The following is a 17,146-nucleotide window of genomic DNA, read 5'->3' on the forward strand; positions in this document are numbered from 1 at the left end:
AGCAGGGTTCAGGCCTTGCGGGCCGTTACTTATTTTTCCGGATTTCAGGGAAGGGTGGTAGCGGAGGAGGGACTTGAACCCCCGACACGCGGATTATGATTCCGCTGCTCTAACCAACTGAGCTACTCCGCCGCTCGCCGTGTGGACGCGATTTAAGGAATGCCGCCGGTGGGGTCAAGCAGAAAAGACGGGGAAATGCAGATTCTTCCTGATTTTTTCTGGAGAGCGCAAAAAGGTTTTCAAATACATTGGCTTACGACTGGCTTGGCGGGCCGTGGCGGGGCCGTGCTGCGGTCCGGTTGAGTTCTTGCGCGGCCGGGTGGTCAGTCGGATTGGGTGTCCAGGGCGGACAGCTCCGGCCGCGGCAGGCGGTCGAGCAGCTGGAACACCAAGGCGCGGCAGGTTTCCCCGGTCCAGTCCTCGGGGTGGAAGCTGGGCGGCAGGTCCGGGTGGCGCAGCACCACGCGGCGCCAGCGGTGCACGATCAGCGTGCGCAGGGTTCCGGTCTGCGCCGGCGTCAGGCCCGCGGGGGGCGCAGCGATCTGCTGCAGGTCGCGCTGAAGCGTGGCGCAGGCGTCCTGCAGATGCTCAGGAAACAGCCGGGCCTTGAGCCAGCAGGGCACGCGCATGCTGTTGACGCCGGCCGCCAGCAGGTCGTCCAGGTTGCGCGGCATCGGCCCGTGGCCAAGCGCGGTGGTGCGGTTCACGGCGACGTAATTGGACAGCAGCAGAACATCGTCCAGGGTTGCCTGCCCGGTGCCGTCTTCGGCGATCAGCAGGTGCCAGTCGCCGGGGGCGGCGGCGCGGCGCTCGTAAATCCGGGGGGTGACGGCTGCGGACTGGTTGCGGCCGTATTCGGTCAGGTAGTGGACCGAGGCGCGGCCTGCGCGGGCGCTTTCGATCCAGCCGTCCTTGCGCAGCCGGTGCAGCGCCACCCGGATCGCCTCGGGCTTGATTCCCATCGGGGTGATGATGCGGGTCAGGGCGCTGCCGCTGATGCGGGCGCCCTTGTCCTGCGCGAGATCGCCGAACAGCGATACGATCACCGACCAGACCCGCTGGTTCTGCGGGTCGTTCAGCTGCTGGACGGTGGTGTCGAACCAAGGGTTATGCTGTTCGTTCATAGGGATAAATATAGTTCGCCCGGACCGGTTAGGCCAGTCCGGGCGCATGGCAGCGTTACCGCTGCCTGCCACTTTTGCACCGCTTAGTAGGCGTTCATCGTCAGCAGCTCATACTCTGCCGCGATCTCATCGTCCTGGTTGGTGAGGGTCACATGCCAGCGCACCTCGCCGTATTCCTCGTTGCGCGGGGTCTTCTTCTTGACCGTGAGGCGCACCTTGATGCTGTCACCCGCCGAAACCGGCTTCATGAAGCGCAAGGAGTCGAGGCCGGTGTTGGCCAGAACCGGGCCTTCGTCCGGCTGCACGAACATGCCCGCCGCGAAGGACAGCAGCAGGTAGCCATGCGCCACGCGGCCCGGGAAGAACGGGTTCCGCTTGGCGGCTTCCTCGTCCATGTGGGCATAGAAGGTGTCGCCGGTGAAATGGGCGAAGGTCTCGATATCCTCCAGCGTCACGGTGCGCGGTGCGGTGTGAAGGGTTTCGCCAATGGACAGCTCACCGAACTTGCGGGTGAAGGGGTGCGCCGGGCCTTCGATCTCGGTGCCGCCGGGGACCCATTTCTCGCCGATCGCGGACAGGATGTCGGGCGAACCCTGGATGGCGGTGCGCTGCATGTAGTGTTTGACGCCGCGCACGCCGCCCATTTCCTCGCCGCCGCCGGCACGGCCCGGGCCGCCGTGCACCATATGGGGCAGGGGGGAGCCGTGACCGGTCGATTCCTTCATCGAGTCGCGGTTGTTGAAGTAGAGGCGGCCGTGGTAGGCGCCGGCGCCGATGGCAACCTCGCGCGCGACGGCGGTGTCATGGGTGATGACCGAGGCCACCAGCGAGCCCTGGCCGCGGTTGGCCAGGTCAATCGCGTGGTCCAGATCGCGGTAGCCCATGATGGTGGAGACGGGGCCGAAGGCCTCGGTGTCGTGCACGCGCTGGGCGTTGTCCGGGTCGGCGCAGTGGAACAGCATCGGCGGTACAAAGGCGCCTTTTTCGGCGTCGGCGCCATCGACGGAGAAGTTTTCCGGGTCGCCAAAGACACGCTCGGCTTCCTGGCCGATGATCGCGGCCTTTTCCAGCACGTCGCGTTTCTGGCTGTTTGAGACCAGCGCGCCCATGCGGGTGGTTTCCAGGCGCGGGTCGCCGATCTGGGTTTTGGCCAGCCGGGCAGAGAGCGCCTCGATCACCGCGTCCACCTGCGCTTGCGGTGCGATGATGCGGCGGATGGCGGTGCATTTCTGGCCCGCCTTAGTGGTCATCTCGCGGCTGACTTCCTTGACAAAGAGGTCGAATTCCGGCGTGCCGGGCTGCGCGTCCGGGCCAAGGATCGAGGCGTTGAGGCTGTCCTGTTCGGCGACGAAGCGGACCGAATTTTCCAGGATCACCGGGTTGGCGCGCAGTTTCAGCGCGGTGTTGGCGGAGCCGGTGAAGCTGACCACGTCCTGCATGGTCAGATGGTCCAGCATGTCACCCAGGCCGCCGGAGACCAGTTGCAGCGCGCCTTCGGGCAGGATGCCGCTGTCGAGCATCAGTTTCACCGCCAGCTCCGTCACATAGCAGCTGTTGGTGGCGGGTTTCACGATGGCGGGGACGCCTGCCAGCAGGGTGGGGGCGAGCTTTTCCAGCATCCCCCAGACCGGGAAGTTGAAGGCGTTGATGTGCACCGCGACGCCGCGCAGCGGGGTGCAGATGTGCTGGCCCAGGAAGGTGCCGTTGCGGCTCAGCTGCTCCACATCGCCGTCGAGGTAGACGTGGCCGTCCGGCATCTCGCGGCGGCCCTTGGAGGCAAAGACGAACATGGTGCCGATGCCGCCATCAATGTCGATCATGTGGTCGGACTGGGTGGCGCCGGTGTTGAACGACAGGTCATAAAGTGCCTGCTTGTGCTGGTTCAGGTGGCCTGCCAGCGCCTTCAGCATCCGGGCGCGGTCATGGAAGGTCAGCTTGCGCAGGTTAGGGCCGCCCACGGTGCGGGCGTAGTCGAGCATCGCCTGCACGTCGAGCGCGTCATTGCCGGCGCTGGCGATCACCTCGCCGGTGATGGCGCTGGCGATGTTGCGGGCGCCCGCGCCCGGTGCGACCCATTGACCCGCTGCAAAGCTGGAAATCTCTAGAAGGCTCATGATGGTGTCCTTTTCGTCAGGCCGGCAGGGGGCCGGCTGGCTGGAATCCGATGCTGAGATATATTGACCGTCCGGTCGGTTTATGCAAGGAATTTGTCAATGCGCCGCTGACAGGGTGAGGGAGCGATGAGCGATACGATTCTGGTGGAGGATCACGGAACCTGGGTGGAGATCACCCTGAACCGTCCGGACCGGCTGAACAGTTTCAACGAAGAGATGCACAACGCATTGCGCGCAGCACTTGAAGGCTCGCGTGATGGCGGTGCCCGGGCGGTGCTGCTGACGGGCGCGGGCCGCGGCTTTTGCGCCGGGCAGGATCTGGGCGACCGCGACCCGCGCAAGATGGACGGGCCGCCGGACCTGAGCCAGACCGTGCGCAAATTCTATGCGCCGCTGGTGCGGCTGATCCGCGAACTGGACTTCCCGGTGATCTGCGCGGTGAACGGCGTGGCTGCCGGGGCGGGTGCCAATCTGGCGCTGGCCTGCGACGTGGTGCTGGCGGGCGAGAGTGCCAAGTTCATCCAGTCGTTCGCCAAGGTTGGCCTGATCCCGGACACAGGCGGCAGCTGGCATTTGCCGCGGCTGCTGGGCGAGGCGCGTGCCAAGGGGCTGGCGCTGACCGCTGAGCCGCTGCCGGCCAAGAAGGCCGAAGACTGGGGGCTGATCTGGAAGGCGCTGCCGGACGGCGAACTGATGACCGAGGCGCGTTCGATGGCAGAGAAGTTCGCAAATGGCCCGACGCTGGGTCTGGGACTGACCAAACAGTGCATTCAGGCCGCGGCGGTCAACACGCTGTCCGATCAGCTGGAGATCGAGGCCGACGCGATGAAAACCTGCGGTGAAAGCGCGGATTACGCCGAGGGCGTCGCCAGCTTCCTGGAAAAACGCGCGCCCGCGTTCAAGGGCAAGTGACCATGACCCCGAAAGAACGCGCCGAGAAATCCGCTGCCGCCATGTGGGCCGAAGACCATGCGTCGAAGTGGGCGGGGATGGAGATCACCCATGTCGACGAGGGCGAAGCCACCTTGGAGCTGACCATCGCCCGGCACCATTGCAACGGCCATGGCATCTGCCACGGCGGCGTGACCTTCATGCTGGCCGACAGCGCCTTTGCCTTTGCCTGCAACAGCCGCAACCAGTCGACCGTGGCGCAGCACAACGTGATCAGCTTCACCGCGCCGGGACGGCTGGGCGACACGCTGATCGCCAAGGCGCGCGAAATTTCCCTGACCGGGCGCAGCGGTATTTATGACGTGACAGTGACCAACCAGGACGGCCAGCAGATCGCCGAGTTCCGGGGCTTTTCCCGGGCGGTCAAAGGCCAGTTGTTTGACGAATAAGGTGTGGAGGACGCCATGGAAGACCTGAGCCCCAAGAAGGGTGAACTGGAGCCGATCGAAATCGCCTCGATCGACGAAATCCGCGCATTGCAGCTGGAGCGGCTGAAATGGTCGGTGCGCCATGCCTATGACAACGTGCCAATGTACAAGCAGCGGTTCGACGAGGCGGGCGTGCATCCGGACGACTTGCAACAGCTGTCCGATCTGGCCAAGTTCCCCTTCACCTACAAGAACGACCTGCGGGACAACTACCCGTTCGGCCTGTTTGCGGTGCCGCGCAGCGAGATCATCCGCCTGCATGCGTCCTCCGGCACCACCGGCAAGCCGACCGTGGTCGGCTATACCGCCAATGATATCAGCAACTGGGCGGATCTGGTGGCGCGCAGCTTGCGGGCCTCGGGCCTGCGCAAGGGCGACATGGTGCATAACGCCTATGGCTACGGCCTGTTCACCGGCGGCCTGGGCGCGCATTACGGGATCGAACGGCTGGGCGCCACTGTCGTTCCGATGTCGGGCGGACAGACCGAAAAGCAGGTCGGGCTGATCACCGATTTCAAACCCGACGGCATCATGGTGACGCCGTCCTACATGCTCAACATCCTGGAGCAGTACCACAAGGTCGGCATGGACCCGCGCGAGTGCTCGCTGAAGGTGGGCGTGTTCGGGGCCGAACCCTGGACCGACGCGATGCGCAAGGAGGTCGAGGTGGCGTTTGACATGCATGCGGTCGATATCTACGGGCTCAGCGAAATCATGGGGCCGGGCGTGGCGAACGAATGCGTCGAGACCAAGGACGGCCCGGTGATCTGGGAGGATCACTTCCTTCCGGAGATCATCGACCCGGCGACCGGCGAGGTGCTGCCAGACGGTGAGATGGGCGAGCTGGTGTTCACCACGCTGACCAAGGAAGGCCTGCCGATGATCCGCTACCGCACCCGCGACCTGACCCGGCTGCTGCCGGGCACCGCGCGCACGATGCGGCGGATGGAGAAGATCACCGGCCGCAGCGACGACATGATCATCCTGCGCGGCGTCAACGTCTTCCCCAGCCAGGTGGAGGAGCAGCTGATGGCGACCGGCGGGCTGGCGCCGCATTACCAGATCGAGCTGTACAAATCCGGCCGCATGGACGCAATGCGGGTCTATGTCGAGGCCAACCCGGATGCCACGGATGAGCTGAGCAAGACCGCGGCGGCGCGGATGCTGACCAAGCGGATCAAGGATATGGTTGGCGTTTCCACCGAGATCATTGTAGGCGACCCCGGATCCGTCGAGCGCAGCCAGGGCAAGGCCAAGCGCGTTGTCGACAACCGCAACAAGTCCTGACCCGGGAGAGTGAGCCTTGGCCCGCACGATCGCAAAAGACCATGATCAGAAACGCGCGCAGATTCTGAAGTCCGCAGCCAAAGTGTTTGCGGAAGCAGGCTATGACCGCGCGTCGATGACCCAGCTGGCGCGGGAGTGCGGGATCTCCAAGGCGAACATCTACCATTACTATGACAGCAAGGATGCCGTTCTCTTCGGCCTCCTTGACACCTACCTCAGCGACCTGCGTGACCGGGTCTGCGAAGTGGAGCTGGATGGATATGGCCCGCAGGAGCGGCTGCGCCGTATCGTCTCGGAAATTCTGCTGGCCTATCAGGGCGCGGATCACGAGCATCAGGTGCAGCTGGGCGCAATGGGGTCATTGCCCGAGGACCAGCAGAAGCATCTGCGCGGCTATCAGCGCGAGATGGTCCAGTTCATGAGCGATGCGCTGCTGGCGGTGGCGCCTGAGGTCTTTGACGGCGACAGCACCAAGCTGCGCGGTGCCACCATGTCGGTCTTCGGGATGCTGAACTGGTACTACATGTGGAATACCGGCGCAGGCTCCAAGGCACGGGAGGAGTACGCCCGGCTGGTTGCGGATCTGACCCTGCATGGGGTCAAGGGGCTGTAGCGGCCCCGATCACCGGCGGACCATACGGGGAAAGCATCCGGCGGGCAGGCCCGCCGGGTGCAGCTGTTCCGGCTTGCGGATCAGCTTTCGCTGCCCAGAAGCGGGGTGATGCGGCGCACCGCGACGCGGCGGTTGGCGCGCTCGGCGTCCAGCGTGCTGACGGCCAGGTCGCTTTCACCATAGCCCTGCACCACCATGTTTTCCGGCGGCACATCGAAGTATTCCGTCAGCGCCAGCGCCACGGTTTCGGCGCGGCGGTCGGACAGCGCCAGGTTATAGGTCGCTGCGCCCACCGCATCGGTGTGGCCTTCGATCAGGAACACCTCGGCCGGGTTGCGGTCAATCAAGTCGCGCAGCGCATTGCCCAGGGTGGCCAGCTCTTCGGCCTCCTGCGGGCGGATCACTGCGGAGCCGGTGTCGAAATTAACCGAATCCACGTTGATCACCGGCACCAGGCGGCGCACCGCGTCGATGTTGCGGACCTGCGCCAGCGAGAAGCGGCGGTCAACCTTCGGAGCTTCTTGCGCAGCCAGCGCCGCGGCCAGGTCCTGTGCCGACACGGCACCGGTGCTGGAGAAGGCGCGGCGGTTGTCCTGAACCTGCGGCAGCTCGTTCACGACGACCTTTTCGGCCTTTTGGGTATCATCGAACAGCACCACGCTGCGGCCGTCCGGCAGGATGCGCGTGCGGCGGAGCACCCGGCCCTCGGCGGAGCGGATGGTTTCCACCTCAACCCCGTTCTCGCGGGTCACCACGGTACGGGTGGAGCCGTCCTTGAACCGGTAAGTGGTCACATTCGAGCCCGGCTGGCGCAGCAGCACATCGTCGTCCTTCAGAACGCGGTACTGGCCGTCCTGCTCCACGATGGCGCGGTCGCCGGAGTTGGACACGACCTTGCCGCCGTTGTTCAGCAGAGTCCCGATGGCCAGGGCGCCAAGGCCAAGCAGGGCGTTGCGCTGCGAGTTGGACAGGCCGCTGTCATCCTCTTGCGGGGCGGCATCTGCCTGCGGGGCTTCGGCCTGCGCCGCGGCTTGGGAGTCCGCGCCGACTTCGGTTTCGAATTCCTCGTCCGAGCTGCGCACGGTTTCCTCGGTCACCGTTTCTTCGACCACTTCAGCGTTGCCTTCGCTGCCTTCCGCGGCGGCCGCGGCGGCGGCTGAGGTCTCCGTCTCGGATTCAGCCTGGGCGTCAGCCTGGGCCTGGCTGTCCATCTCTACCAGCTCCGGATTGTCGGGGGTCTCGCCGGTATCACCCTGCGACTGGGCCAGATCGGCAGCAATGGCTTCGGCGCTGGTTGCGGTGTCTTCAGCGGCTGTGTCCGCTGCCGGCTGATCCGCTTGCGCTTCGGTCTGCTGCTCAGCCTGAACAGCGTCCTGCTGACCGGCTTCAGCTTCGGTCTGCTGCTCAGCCTCGACAGCGTCCTGCTGGCCGGCTTCAGCTTCGGTTTGCTGCTCAGCCTGGGCCTGCTCGTCCTGTGCTGCCTGTGCTTCGGCCTGCGCGTCCTGAGCGGCGGCCTGAGCTTCGGCCTCCTGCTGCTCCAGCGCCTCTGCCAGGGCGGCAGCTTCTGCGGCTTCCTGAGCGGCTGCGGATTCGGCAGCAGCCCCTGCTACGGCAGCAGCCTCCGCTTCGGCGGCGGCCTGTGCCTCTGCGGCGGCCTCTGCCTCGGCGTTCGCGCCGGCAGCAGCTTCAGCTGCGGTTTCGGCCTGAGCCGATTCGCTGCCGTCTGCCTGCTGCTGGGTGTCTGCACCGGTTACAACCTGTGCCTCCGCGCCGGCCTGCGCTTCCGCGCCGGCTTCAGCTTCAACAGCCGCCCCGGCCTCCGCCGCGGCTCCGGCATCGGCTGTCATGTCTGCGACGCTGGCCAGCACGGCGGCGGATTGCAGCTCGCCCGGCAGTTCCGCATCAAAGGCGCCAGTGCCGTAGGTCTCGCAGAACTTGGCGATCCGGCCGGATTTTTCCTGAACTTCCCCGCCAGCGGCCAGCTTCTTCTGGTGCCGGTCGGCGCGTTTCCTGCAGCGGTCGACCAGTTCGCCGATTTCGGCGCTGGTCATCTGGCTGAGGTCGATGCGCTTGTTGCCCTTGTCCTGCGACAGGGCGGGCAGCGGAGCTGCCAGCGAGACCATCACTGCCAGCGCCGTGGTCGATTTGAAAATTCCCGGTTTCATTGCGGTTCCTTCCTTGTTCCGGCACAGGGCCGTAGGGGGGTAACCGCTGAAGGGAGGAAAAGTTTCCCGGCGTTCCGGCAAAAAAGAAGCCGCCCCGGAGGGGGCGGCTGGGCTTTGGCCGTTTTCCGCCAGCTGCGTTGCCTGTCAGAGGCTGACGGGCGGAACCATGCCGACAATGTCATAGGTCTTGCGCAGGATCGGCGCAGTGATCTCTCTCGCGCGCTGCGACCCGCGGGACAGGATCTTGTCGATTTCGTCCTGGTTCTGCATCAGCCGCGCCATCTCGGTCGAGATCGGTGCCAGCTTTGACACCGCCAGATCCGCCAGCATCGGCTTGAATTCCGAGAACTGCCTGCCGCCGACATCCGCCAGCACCTGTTCCACGGTTTGCTCGTTCAGGGCGGCGTAGATATTGACCAGGTTGCGCGCCTCGGGGCGGCCCTCCAGGCCCTCGGCCTCGGACGGCAGCGCCTCGGGGTCGGTCTTCGCTTTCCGGATCTTCTTGGCGATGGTGTCGGCGTCATCGGTCAGGTTGATGCGGGAGGCGTCGGACGCATCCGATTTCGACATCTTCTTGGAGCCGTCGCGCAGGGACATGACGCGGGTGGCCGCGCCTTCGATCACCGGCTCGGTCTCCGGGAAGAAATCGACGCCGAAGTCGTGGTTGAACTTGATCGCGATATCGCGGGTCAGCTCCAGATGCTGTTTCTGATCCTCGCCCACCGGCACATGCGTGGCGTGATACACCAGAATGTCCGCCGCCATCAGCGCCGGGTAGGCGAACAGGCCCAGCGAAGCGTTCTGCTGGTTCTTGCCCGCCTTGTCCTTCCACTGGGTCATCCGCTGCATCCAGCCCATGCGGGCGACGCAGTTGAACACCCAGGCCAGCTGCGCATGTTCCGGCACCTGGGACTGGTTGATCAGGATGGATTTCTCCGGGTCGATGCCGGCGGCAATAAAGCCTGCGCAAAGTTCGCGGGTGGATTTCTTCAGATCCGCCGGGTCCTGCCAGACAGTGATCGCATGCAGGTCGACCATGCAGTAGATGGTCTCGATATCCTTGGCCTGCCAGTCGACGAAGCGCTTCAATGCACCGAGGTAATTCCCCAAGTGCAGGTTGCCCGAAGGCTGGATCCCCGAAAACACGCGCGGGGTGAAGCTGGTTTCGCTCATCGCGGAAACTCCCGTCTGGAATTATGCACCATCGTCGCTTACCCATGGGGCCAGGATAGGTCAACAGGCGCGGGGAATTCCGTGCCGCAAGGAGCCCGGATGAGCAGCCAGCCCAATAATGCCCCCCTCAACCCATTGCCTGCCGCGGTGGTGGCGCTGGTCCTGATCATCATCGGGATCGAGGCTGTCTTGTCACTCGGCGCGCGCGGCATACTGGGCGGTCCGGAGGCGATCGGCTGGCGGCTGGAGGCGATTCAGTCCTATGCGTTTTCCAGCGAGATCTTCTGGTGGATGCAGGACAGCGGCCGCTGGCTGCCGGAGCACCTGAAACGCTTCGTGTCCTACACCTTCGTGCATGGCGCCTTTACCCACGCGCTGTTTGTCTGCGTCTTCGTGCTGGCGATGGGCAAGATGGTGGGCGAGGTGATGGGCGACTTGGCGATGGTGGTCATCTTCATCCTGTCCGGCGCCGGCGGCGCGCTGGGCTATGCTCTGCTGGTCAGCGGCGGCCAGCCCCTGATCGGCGGGTTTCCGGCGGTTTACGGGCTGATCGGGGCGTTCACCTTTTTGCTGTGGCGCTCGCTGGCCTCGGTCGGAGCGCAGCAAAGCCGGGCATTTTCGCTGATTGCGTTCCTGATGGGGGCGCAGCTGCTATTCGGGCTGCTGTTCGGCGGGCAGAAGGACTGGGTGGCCGATCTGGCGGGCTTTGCCACCGGGTTCGGCCTGTCGTTCTTTCTGGCGCCGGGCGGCTGGGCGCGGATCCGCAACCGCATCCGCCACGACTGAAACGGCGCGCTCCCGCCCGCTGGCGACGCCCCTGGCGGGCCATCGCCAGCCGTTGGGCCGGGCCGCGCTGCCGCGCGGCGGCTGTGCCGCGCTTGACCCGGGACTGGCCGGGAGGGTCAGCCCTGTTTCTTCAATGGGCAGGTGTTCAGGCCCAGGATCTGATAGACCGGGCAGTAGCCCATCAGGCCGGTCGCCAGCGGCACCAGACCGATGAGGCCCCACAGGGTTTGCGGGCCGATGAACACCAGCGACAGCAGGATCAGGCCAAGAATGATGCGCAGGGCGCGGTCGAGGGTGCCTTCGTTACGGGGCATAGCGTGGTCCTTTCGAACTCAGGTTGCAAATTCTGAGCCCATTTTAGACCGCGGCGGGGGCGGCTGTCGGTGACAGTGTCACCAAAGCTCAGATTTCATCCTGAGCCACCCGCTCCAGCCCGGCGCGGTTGAGGATACGCAGGTGGCCGCGCTTGGTTTCCACCAGGCCAAGGCGGGTAAACTCGCGCAGGCGGCGGGTCACGAAAGCGCGGCCTGAGGCGGTTTCGGCAGCCAGCGCGTCATGGGTGATGCGGATCCCGTCGCTGTCCTGCGCCAGCCGCAGCAGCACCCGGGCGAGCCGGGCATCAAAGCCGGTGAGGGCAACGTCTTCGACCAGCTGCTCGTAATCGGCAAAGCGGCGGGCAACGGCGGTCAGGACCTCGCTGCGGAACGCCCCGTCCTTGGACATCGCCTCTCGAAAGGCGGCGTGGGGGATGATCTCCCCTTCCAGCGCGGTCTCCGCGACGCCCTCCGCCGCATAGGGGCGGCCATCGGTGAGGCAGGCAAAGGTCTGCAGGCAGATATCACCTGGGCCCACGCGGTATAGCACCACCTCGCGGCCGTTGGCGGCGGTCAGGGTGACCTTGATGCGGCCGGCGGTGAGGCGGACAAAGCCGGGGCAGTCCTGCCCCGGGCGGAACAGCACGGTGCCGGCGGCGCAGGACAGGCGGCTCATGCCTGTTTCCGGCGGCTGAGGGCGGTGCGGAATTCGGACAGGCGGAAGGCGCCGAGGGCCTGGCCCGCGGCGAAGTAGACCACGCCCCCCAGCACCACCAGCCCCAGCAGGGACAGGTAGCGCCAGTATTCCAGCGTGAACAGCCAGCCGGCGGTTTGCGCCACCGCGAACAGCACCGCGCCCATCACGGCGGAGGCCGCCAGGATGCGCCAGGCGCGGCGGCGGAAGCGGGCATCGAACCGGGCTTCCTCCCCCATGCTGCGGGCGCCGAGCGCCAGCAGCGCCACCATGGCCCAGCCAGCGGCAGAGGCGGCAATGGCGGGGGCGATCCAGCCCAGCACCGGCTTGAGGCCAAAGGCGAGCGCAGCGTTCACCGCCATCGCCACCATCGCATAGTGGAAGGGGGTCCGGGTGTCCTCGCGCGCGAAGTAAAGCGGCTGCAGCACCTTTTGCAGCATGAAGGCCGGCAGGCCCGCGCCGTAGATGGCAACGGCGATGGCAATGGCGGCGACATCTTCGGGGCCGGTGGCGCCGCGTTCATACAGGACCGAGACCAGCGGCAGCGGCACCGTGATGAAGGCAACGGCAGAGGGAACCGCGAGCAGCAGCGAGAACTCCCCGGCGCGCGATAGGGCGTCCTGCGAGCCTGCGCCGTCGCCGGCCCGCAGGCGGCGCGACAGGGCGGGCAGCAGCACGATGCCGACAGCAATGCCCACCACCCCCAGCGGCAGCTGATACAGGCGGTCGGCGATGAACAGCCAGCTGGCCGCCTTTTCGATGTCCGAGGCCACATACTGCCCGACCACCAGGTTGATCTGGGTGACGCCCATCGCCAGCGCGGCAGGCACGGCCACCCGGACCAGATTGCGCATTTCGCTGTTCCAGCGGGGCAGGCCGGGGCGCAGCCGTATCCCGGCCCTGTCAGCCGCCGCCCAGACCAGCGCCAGCTGGGCGACGCCGGCCGCCGGTATGGTCCAGACCAGCCAGGTGACCACCTCGCCGCCCAAGAGTGCGCCTGCGGTCATGGCTGCGCAGGTGAAGATGTTGAGCAGAACAGGCGCGGCGGCGGCGGCGGCAAAGCGCCCGGTGGCGTTCAGCACCCCGGAAAACAGCGCCGCCAGCGACATGAACAGGATGTAGGGAAACACGATATGGCCGAAACCCACCGCCATATCGAACCGCGCATCGCCGACAAAACCGCCGGCCGTCAGCCAGACCAGCCCCGGCATGAACACCATGCCCAGGCCCACCAGCGCCAGCACCGCGGCAGCCAGCAGGTTGAAGGCCTGCTGCGCATAGGCAGTGGCGTCTTCGCCGGCCTCGTAGCGTTTGGAGAATGCCGGGACAAAGGCCGCGTTGAAGGCGCCCTCGGCAAAGAACCGGCGGAACATATTGGGCAGGCGGAAGGCCACGATAAAGGCGTCCAGCACTGGCCCAGGCCCGATGAAGGCGGCGATCAGGATCTCGCGCGCAAAGCCGAGCACGCGGCTGGCCAGCGTCCAGAACCCGACGGTCAGGAACCCCGAAAGCAATCTGATTGGCTTCATATATCCGCCCGCTTTGCGCCCTCGGCAATCGCCTCGCGCAGCTTCCTGTCCAGCATCCGCTGCTTGGACTCCGAGTAGTATTTCAAGCCGAACATGTCCTTGACATAGAAGGCGTCCACCACCTGCTCGCCATAGGTCGCAATCACCGCATTGGCAATATAGACGTTGGCAGCGGCCAGGGTGCGCGCCAGATCATAGAGCAGGCCTGGGCGGTCGCGGGTATCGACCTCGATGATGGTGTAGATCTCCGAGCCCTCGTTGTCGAAGGTGATATGGGTCGGCACCTTGAAGGCGCGCTCGCGCTTCTTGATCTTGTCGCGGGATTTCAGCGCATCCCGGGCGATCACCTCGCCCTTGAGCGTCTTCTCGATCATCTGCTTGAGCCGGTGCAGGCGCATCGGGTCGAAGGGATGGCCCTCGCTGTCCTGGATCCAGAAGGCATCCGTCACATAGCCGTCCTTGGTGGTGTAGGAGCGCGCGTCCACCACATTCGCCCCGACCAGCGCCAGTGCGCCGACGATGCGGGCAAAGATGCCGGGGTGATCCTCCATCACGAAACAGGCGCGGGTGGCGTCGCGGTCCACGTCCGGATAGAGCCGGATCATCACCTCGCCCGGGTCGCCCTTTGCAGTGAACTCCCTCAGCATTTCGGCGAAATCCACATGCGCGGTGACATGCAGCCCGTGCCAGTAGGGCGGGTAGTGGCGGCCAGTCTCGGTCTTGAGGTCGGCCTTGGACCAGCCCGGCAGCGCCTGGCGCAGGGCCTTCTTGGCGGACGCGCCGCGGTGCTCGCGGTTGAGCGCTTCCATGCCGCCCTCAAGCGCGGCGCGGGTCTGGCCGTAAAGCGCGCGCAAAAGCGCCGCTTTCCAGTTGTTCCAGGTGTCCGGGCCAACGCCGCGGATGTCGCAGACGGTCAGCAGCAAGAGCAGGTCCAGCCGTTTGACGGTCTGCACCGCCTTGGCGAAATCGCGCACCGTGCGCGGGTCGGCGATGTCGCGTTTCTGGGCCATGTCCGACATCAGCAGGTGATAGCGGACCAGCCATTCCACAGTCTCGCATTCCGAAGGCTTCAGCCCCAGCCGGGGCGCCACCTTGCGGGCGATCTGGGCGCCCAGGATCGAATGGTCCTGCGCACGTCCCTTGCCGATGTCATGCAGCAGCATCGCCACCATCAGCACCTTGCGGTTCAGCCCCTTGCGCAGCACCTCCGAGGACAGCGGCAGCTCATCCTCCAGCTCGCCGCGCTCGATGGCGGCGAAATTGGCGATCACCTGGATGGTGTGTTCGTCCACCGTGTAGGAGTGGTACATGTTGAACTGCATCATCGCCACGATCGGCTCAAACTCCGGCAGGAATGCGGACAGCACGCCCAGCTCGTTCATCCGCCGCAGGGCGCGCTCGGGGTTGCCATGCTTCAGGAGCAGATCAAGGAACAGCCGCTGCGCCTCCTTGTCGTTGCGCATATTCTCGTCGATCAGGTTCAGGTTGGCGGTCACCAGCCGCATCGCATCCGGGTGGATCAGCATACCGGTGCGCAGCGCCTCCTCGAACAGCCGCAGCAGGTTGAGCTTGTCCTGCAGAAACGCCTGCGGGTCTGTCACGTCCAGCCTGTTATGCACCACCCGGTAGCCGGCCTTGGTCCGCGGGCGGCGGCGGAAGATCCGCTCCAGCAGCGGCGCGCCCTTCTGGTGGCTGGCTTCCAGTTTGGTCAGGAAAATCCGGGTCAGGTCGCCGACGCGGGTGGCGTGGCGGAAGTAATCCTGCATGAACAGCTCGACACCGCGGCGGCCGGCCTTGTCCTCATAGCCCATGCGCGCAGCGACCTCGACCTGCATGTCAAAGGTCAGCTGTTCGGTGGCGCGTCCGGTGGCCAGATGCAGGTGCGAGCGCACCGCCCACAGGAAGGCCGCCGCATTGGAAAACAGCTCCATCTCTTCGGCGCGGAACAGGCCCACGGGCACCAGGTCCTCGGCATCCTTGACCTGGTAAAGGTACTTGGCGATCCAGAACAGCGACTGCAGGTCGCGCAGGCCGCCCTTGCCCTCTTTCACGTTGGGTTCAACCACATAGCGCTGGCCCTGTTTCAGGTGGCGCGCGTCGCGCTCGGCCAGCTTCGCTTCGATGAACTGCTCGGCATCCTTGGAGAACAGCTCTGCCCGCAGCCGTTTGTCGAGCTCCTTGGCCAGCGGCGCGTGGCCGGCCAGGAAGCGGTGCTCCAGCATCGCGGTGCGGATGGTGTAATCCTCGCCGCCCAGCCGGATGCAATCCTTGATGGTGCGGCTGGCGTGGCCGACCTTCAGCCGCAGGTCCCACAGGATATAGAGCATGGATTCGATCACGCTCTCGGCCCAGGCGGTGATCTTGTAAGGGGTCAGAAACAGCAGATCGACGTCCGAGGCCGGCGCCATCTCGCCCCGTCCGTAGCCGCCGACCGCCATCACCGCGATGCGCTCGCCCCGGGTCGGGTTGGCCAGCGGGTGCAGCAGGCCGCTGGCGACGTGCAGCGCGGTGGTGACCAGGCCGTCGGTCAGGAAGGTGTAGGAGCGGGTCAGCTCGCGCGCGGCAAAGGGTTTGGCGGCAAAGGCCTCGGCGATGACCGCGCGCCCGGCCTTATTGGCCGCGCGCAGGATTTTCACCGTCTCGCCGCGCAGCTCTGCCGGGGTGCAATCCGCCGCCGCTGCGTCAATCTGCGCCCGGACGGCGGCGGCATCAAAGATCTCCGCAGGGCCGCAGATCAGCGGCCCCAGCGGTTCGGGAAACCCGTTGGCAGCGCGCCGCGGGGGCCGGGCAGAGGCCTCAGAATCCTGCGCCGGCGAAGCTGCTTGGGGCTGGGTCAATGATCACGACCTTCTGTTCTTGGATGGTGGCAACCGCCAGGCCGCGCTCATTGGTGCCGTCGGGCCGCAGGCGGAAGATGCCGCCCGCCCCCCGGAAGCCTGCCCCCTGGGTCAGCGCGCCGCCGGTCAGCGCGTCGGACTTGCCCGCCGCAACCAGCGCGCCGATGGCGGCGATGCCGTCATAGGCGAGGCTGCCGATCGGATGCGGCGCGGCGCCGTAGCTGGCCTGGTAGCGGGCGCTGAACTGCTGCACCTTGCCCTGGTCCGGCAGGGCGAACCAGCCGCCCTGCACACCGGGCAGGGTCAGGGTTTGCGGCGGGATGTCCCAGCGGGTCAGGCCCATATACTGCGTCACTGCCGGATCGACGCCGGCTTCGGGCATCAGCTGCGCCAGCAGCGGCAGCGCGCCTGCGGTTGTCGAGGTCAGGAACACCGCATCCGCGCCTGCCGCTTCGCTGCGGATGGCGGGGATGGCATTGATCACGCCCTGCTGCGACAGGTCATAGCCGACGCTGCCCTTGATGCTGACGCCGGTCTCGCTGGCGGCGCGCTGAATGGCGGCGCGGCCCGCGGCGCCGGCCGCATCATTGCCGCCGACAATCAGGATGTTGCGCTTGCCGTTGCGGGCCGCAAAGCTGGTCAGCCTGCGGGCGGTGTTGTCGAAGGTCGGCCCCAGAATGAACACGTTGCCGCCGGCAATCGCCGGGTTGTTGGAGAACGCCAGCACGTTCACGCCGCGCTGGCGGGCGGCGATGCCCGCCGCGTTGGCGGCCTCGGCATAGACCGGGCCCAGAATCACCCGCGCGCCGTCGTCGAGCGCCTGCTGCGCCGCGGTGGAAGCGGTTGCCGGGTTGCCCGCGGTGTCATAGACGCGCAGGTCGATCTGCGCCCCCTGCAGGTCGCCGATGGCCAGGCGGGCGGCGTTTTCCAGGCTCTGGGCCAGCACCCGGTCGCCCTGCTGGGCGGAGCCGCGCGGCACCAGCAGCGCCACCGGCACCGGTTTGGAGGTGTTGATCGTCGGGCCGGTGCTGATGGCAACCGGATCACAGGCAGTCAGGGCAATGGCGGAAAGTGCCGCGGCAGCTGTCAGTGCCGCCTTGCGGGCCCGTTTGAAAACAGCAAACATAATGG

The 17,146-nt window shown here is 66.1% G+C and carries 14 protein-coding genes and 1 tRNA gene; 5 read left to right on the plus strand and 10 right to left on the minus strand.

Annotated elements, in window-relative coordinates:
* Positions 1–55: 55 nt before the first annotated feature.
* The 3 genes from DAEP_RS0117555 to paaZ all read right to left on the minus strand — a co-directional run bounded on the left by DAEP_RS0117555 (position 56) and on the right by paaZ (position 3,238).
* Positions 56–132, minus strand: a tRNA-Met gene (locus DAEP_RS0117555).
* A 191-nt stretch (positions 133–323) separates the two neighbouring features.
* Complete coding sequence (locus tag DAEP_RS0117560; RefSeq protein WP_036760817.1) at positions 324–1,124, minus strand: PaaX family transcriptional regulator C-terminal domain-containing protein; 801 nt, start codon at positions 1,122–1,124, stop codon at positions 324–326.
* Between the two features lie 83 nt (positions 1,125–1,207).
* Positions 1,208–3,238, minus strand: coding sequence for a phenylacetic acid degradation bifunctional protein PaaZ (paaZ, locus tag DAEP_RS0117565; protein WP_027245591.1), 2,031 nt, complete (start codon positions 3,236–3,238; stop codon positions 1,208–1,210).
* A 126-nt stretch (positions 3,239–3,364) separates the two neighbouring features.
* Between paaZ and paaG the strand changes: the two genes are divergently transcribed.
* Genes paaG through DAEP_RS0117585 form a run of 4 tightly spaced genes read left to right on the plus strand, consistent with a single transcriptional unit; the run spans position 3,365 to position 6,517 of the window.
* Positions 3,365–4,150, plus strand: coding sequence for a 2-(1,2-epoxy-1,2-dihydrophenyl)acetyl-CoA isomerase PaaG (gene paaG, locus DAEP_RS0117570; protein ID WP_027245592.1), 786 nt, complete (start codon positions 3,365–3,367; stop codon positions 4,148–4,150).
* Positions 4,151–4,152: 2 nt separating this feature from the next.
* A complete protein-coding gene (gene paaI, locus DAEP_RS0117575; RefSeq protein WP_008556740.1) occupies positions 4,153–4,578 on the plus strand; it encodes a hydroxyphenylacetyl-CoA thioesterase PaaI in 426 nt (141 codons plus the stop codon).
* A gap of 15 nt (positions 4,579–4,593) precedes the next feature.
* Positions 4,594–5,904, plus strand: coding sequence for a phenylacetate--CoA ligase PaaK (paaK, locus tag DAEP_RS0117580; RefSeq protein ID WP_008553457.1), 1,311 nt, complete (start codon positions 4,594–4,596; stop codon positions 5,902–5,904).
* A gap of 16 nt (positions 5,905–5,920) precedes the next feature.
* Entirely contained in the window at positions 5,921–6,517 is a 597-nt protein-coding gene (locus DAEP_RS0117585; RefSeq protein WP_008554081.1) for a TetR/AcrR family transcriptional regulator, read from the plus strand.
* Between the two features lie 80 nt (positions 6,518–6,597).
* On the opposite strand, the gene DAEP_RS0117590 is transcribed toward DAEP_RS0117585, so the two are convergent.
* Both DAEP_RS0117590 and trpS read right to left on the minus strand, forming a co-directional pair.
* Positions 6,598–8,682: an OmpA family protein gene (locus tag DAEP_RS0117590; RefSeq protein WP_027245593.1), complete on the minus strand. Its 2,085-nt coding sequence runs from the start codon at positions 8,680–8,682 to the stop codon at positions 6,598–6,600.
* Between the two features lie 144 nt (positions 8,683–8,826).
* Positions 8,827–9,855, minus strand: a complete 1,029-nt coding sequence (gene trpS, locus DAEP_RS0117595; RefSeq protein ID WP_027245594.1) for a tryptophan--tRNA ligase — start codon at positions 9,853–9,855, stop codon at positions 8,827–8,829.
* A gap of 99 nt (positions 9,856–9,954) precedes the next feature.
* Between trpS and DAEP_RS0117600 the strand changes: the two genes are divergently transcribed.
* Positions 9,955–10,641, plus strand: coding sequence for a rhomboid family intramembrane serine protease (locus tag DAEP_RS0117600; RefSeq protein WP_027245595.1), 687 nt, complete (start codon positions 9,955–9,957; stop codon positions 10,639–10,641).
* A 116-nt stretch (positions 10,642–10,757) separates the two neighbouring features.
* Here the strand turns inward: DAEP_RS0117600 and DAEP_RS0117605 are convergent, their stop codons facing one another.
* The 5 genes from DAEP_RS0117605 to DAEP_RS0117625 form a co-directional block, all read right to left on the minus strand.
* A complete protein-coding gene (locus tag DAEP_RS0117605; RefSeq protein ID WP_027245596.1) occupies positions 10,758–10,955 on the minus strand; it encodes a YgaP family membrane protein in 198 nt (65 codons plus the stop codon).
* Between the two features lie 88 nt (positions 10,956–11,043).
* A complete protein-coding gene (locus DAEP_RS0117610) occupies positions 11,044–11,631 on the minus strand; it encodes a Crp/Fnr family transcriptional regulator (protein WP_027245597.1) in 588 nt (195 codons plus the stop codon).
* A complete protein-coding gene (gene murJ / locus DAEP_RS0117615) occupies positions 11,628–13,178 on the minus strand; it encodes a murein biosynthesis integral membrane protein MurJ (protein ID WP_027245598.1) in 1,551 nt (516 codons plus the stop codon). Before murJ ends, DAEP_RS0117610 begins: the two co-directional genes overlap by 4 nt.
* Positions 13,175–16,015: a [protein-PII] uridylyltransferase gene (locus tag DAEP_RS0117620; RefSeq protein ID WP_027245599.1), complete on the minus strand. Its 2,841-nt coding sequence runs from the start codon at positions 16,013–16,015 to the stop codon at positions 13,175–13,177. Before DAEP_RS0117620 ends, murJ begins: the two co-directional genes overlap by 4 nt.
* Positions 15,975–17,141: a penicillin-binding protein activator gene (locus tag DAEP_RS0117625; RefSeq protein WP_008554117.1), complete on the minus strand. Its 1,167-nt coding sequence runs from the start codon at positions 17,139–17,141 to the stop codon at positions 15,975–15,977. Before DAEP_RS0117625 ends, DAEP_RS0117620 begins: the two co-directional genes overlap by 41 nt.
* Positions 17,142–17,146: the final 5 nt, after the last annotated feature.

Source organism: Leisingera daeponensis DSM 23529 (assembly GCF_000473145.1).
Taxonomy (GTDB): domain Bacteria; phylum Pseudomonadota; class Alphaproteobacteria; order Rhodobacterales; family Rhodobacteraceae; genus Leisingera; species Leisingera daeponensis.

Excerpts from the sequence above, each read along its gene's own strand:
- DAEP_RS0117560 (WP_036760817.1), bottom strand. The coding sequence starts at position 1,124 with ATGAACGAACAGCATAACCCTTGGTTCGACACCACCGTCCAGCAGCTG.
- paaZ (WP_027245591.1), bottom strand. The coding sequence starts at position 3,238 with ATGAGCCTTCTAGAGATTTCCAGCTTTGCAGCGGGTCAATGGGTCGCA.
- paaG (WP_027245592.1), top strand. The coding sequence starts at position 3,365 with ATGAGCGATACGATTCTGGTGGAGGATCACGGAACCTGGGTGGAGATC.
- paaI (WP_008556740.1), top strand. The coding sequence starts at position 4,153 with ATGACCCCGAAAGAACGCGCCGAGAAATCCGCTGCCGCCATGTGGGCC.
- paaK (WP_008553457.1), top strand. The coding sequence starts at position 4,594 with ATGGAAGACCTGAGCCCCAAGAAGGGTGAACTGGAGCCGATCGAAATC.
- DAEP_RS0117590 (WP_027245593.1), bottom strand. The coding sequence starts at position 8,682 with ATGAAACCGGGAATTTTCAAATCGACCACGGCGCTGGCAGTGATGGTC.
- trpS (WP_027245594.1), bottom strand. The coding sequence starts at position 9,855 with ATGAGCGAAACCAGCTTCACCCCGCGCGTGTTTTCGGGGATCCAGCCT.
- DAEP_RS0117600 (WP_027245595.1), top strand. The coding sequence starts at position 9,955 with ATGAGCAGCCAGCCCAATAATGCCCCCCTCAACCCATTGCCTGCCGCG.
- DAEP_RS0117605 (WP_027245596.1), bottom strand. The coding sequence starts at position 10,955 with ATGCCCCGTAACGAAGGCACCCTCGACCGCGCCCTGCGCATCATTCTT.
- DAEP_RS0117610 (WP_027245597.1), bottom strand. The coding sequence starts at position 11,631 with ATGAGCCGCCTGTCCTGCGCCGCCGGCACCGTGCTGTTCCGCCCGGGG.
- murJ (WP_027245598.1), bottom strand. The coding sequence starts at position 13,178 with ATGAAGCCAATCAGATTGCTTTCGGGGTTCCTGACCGTCGGGTTCTGG.
- DAEP_RS0117625 (WP_008554117.1), bottom strand. The coding sequence starts at position 17,141 with ATGTTTGCTGTTTTCAAACGGGCCCGCAAGGCGGCACTGACAGCTGCC.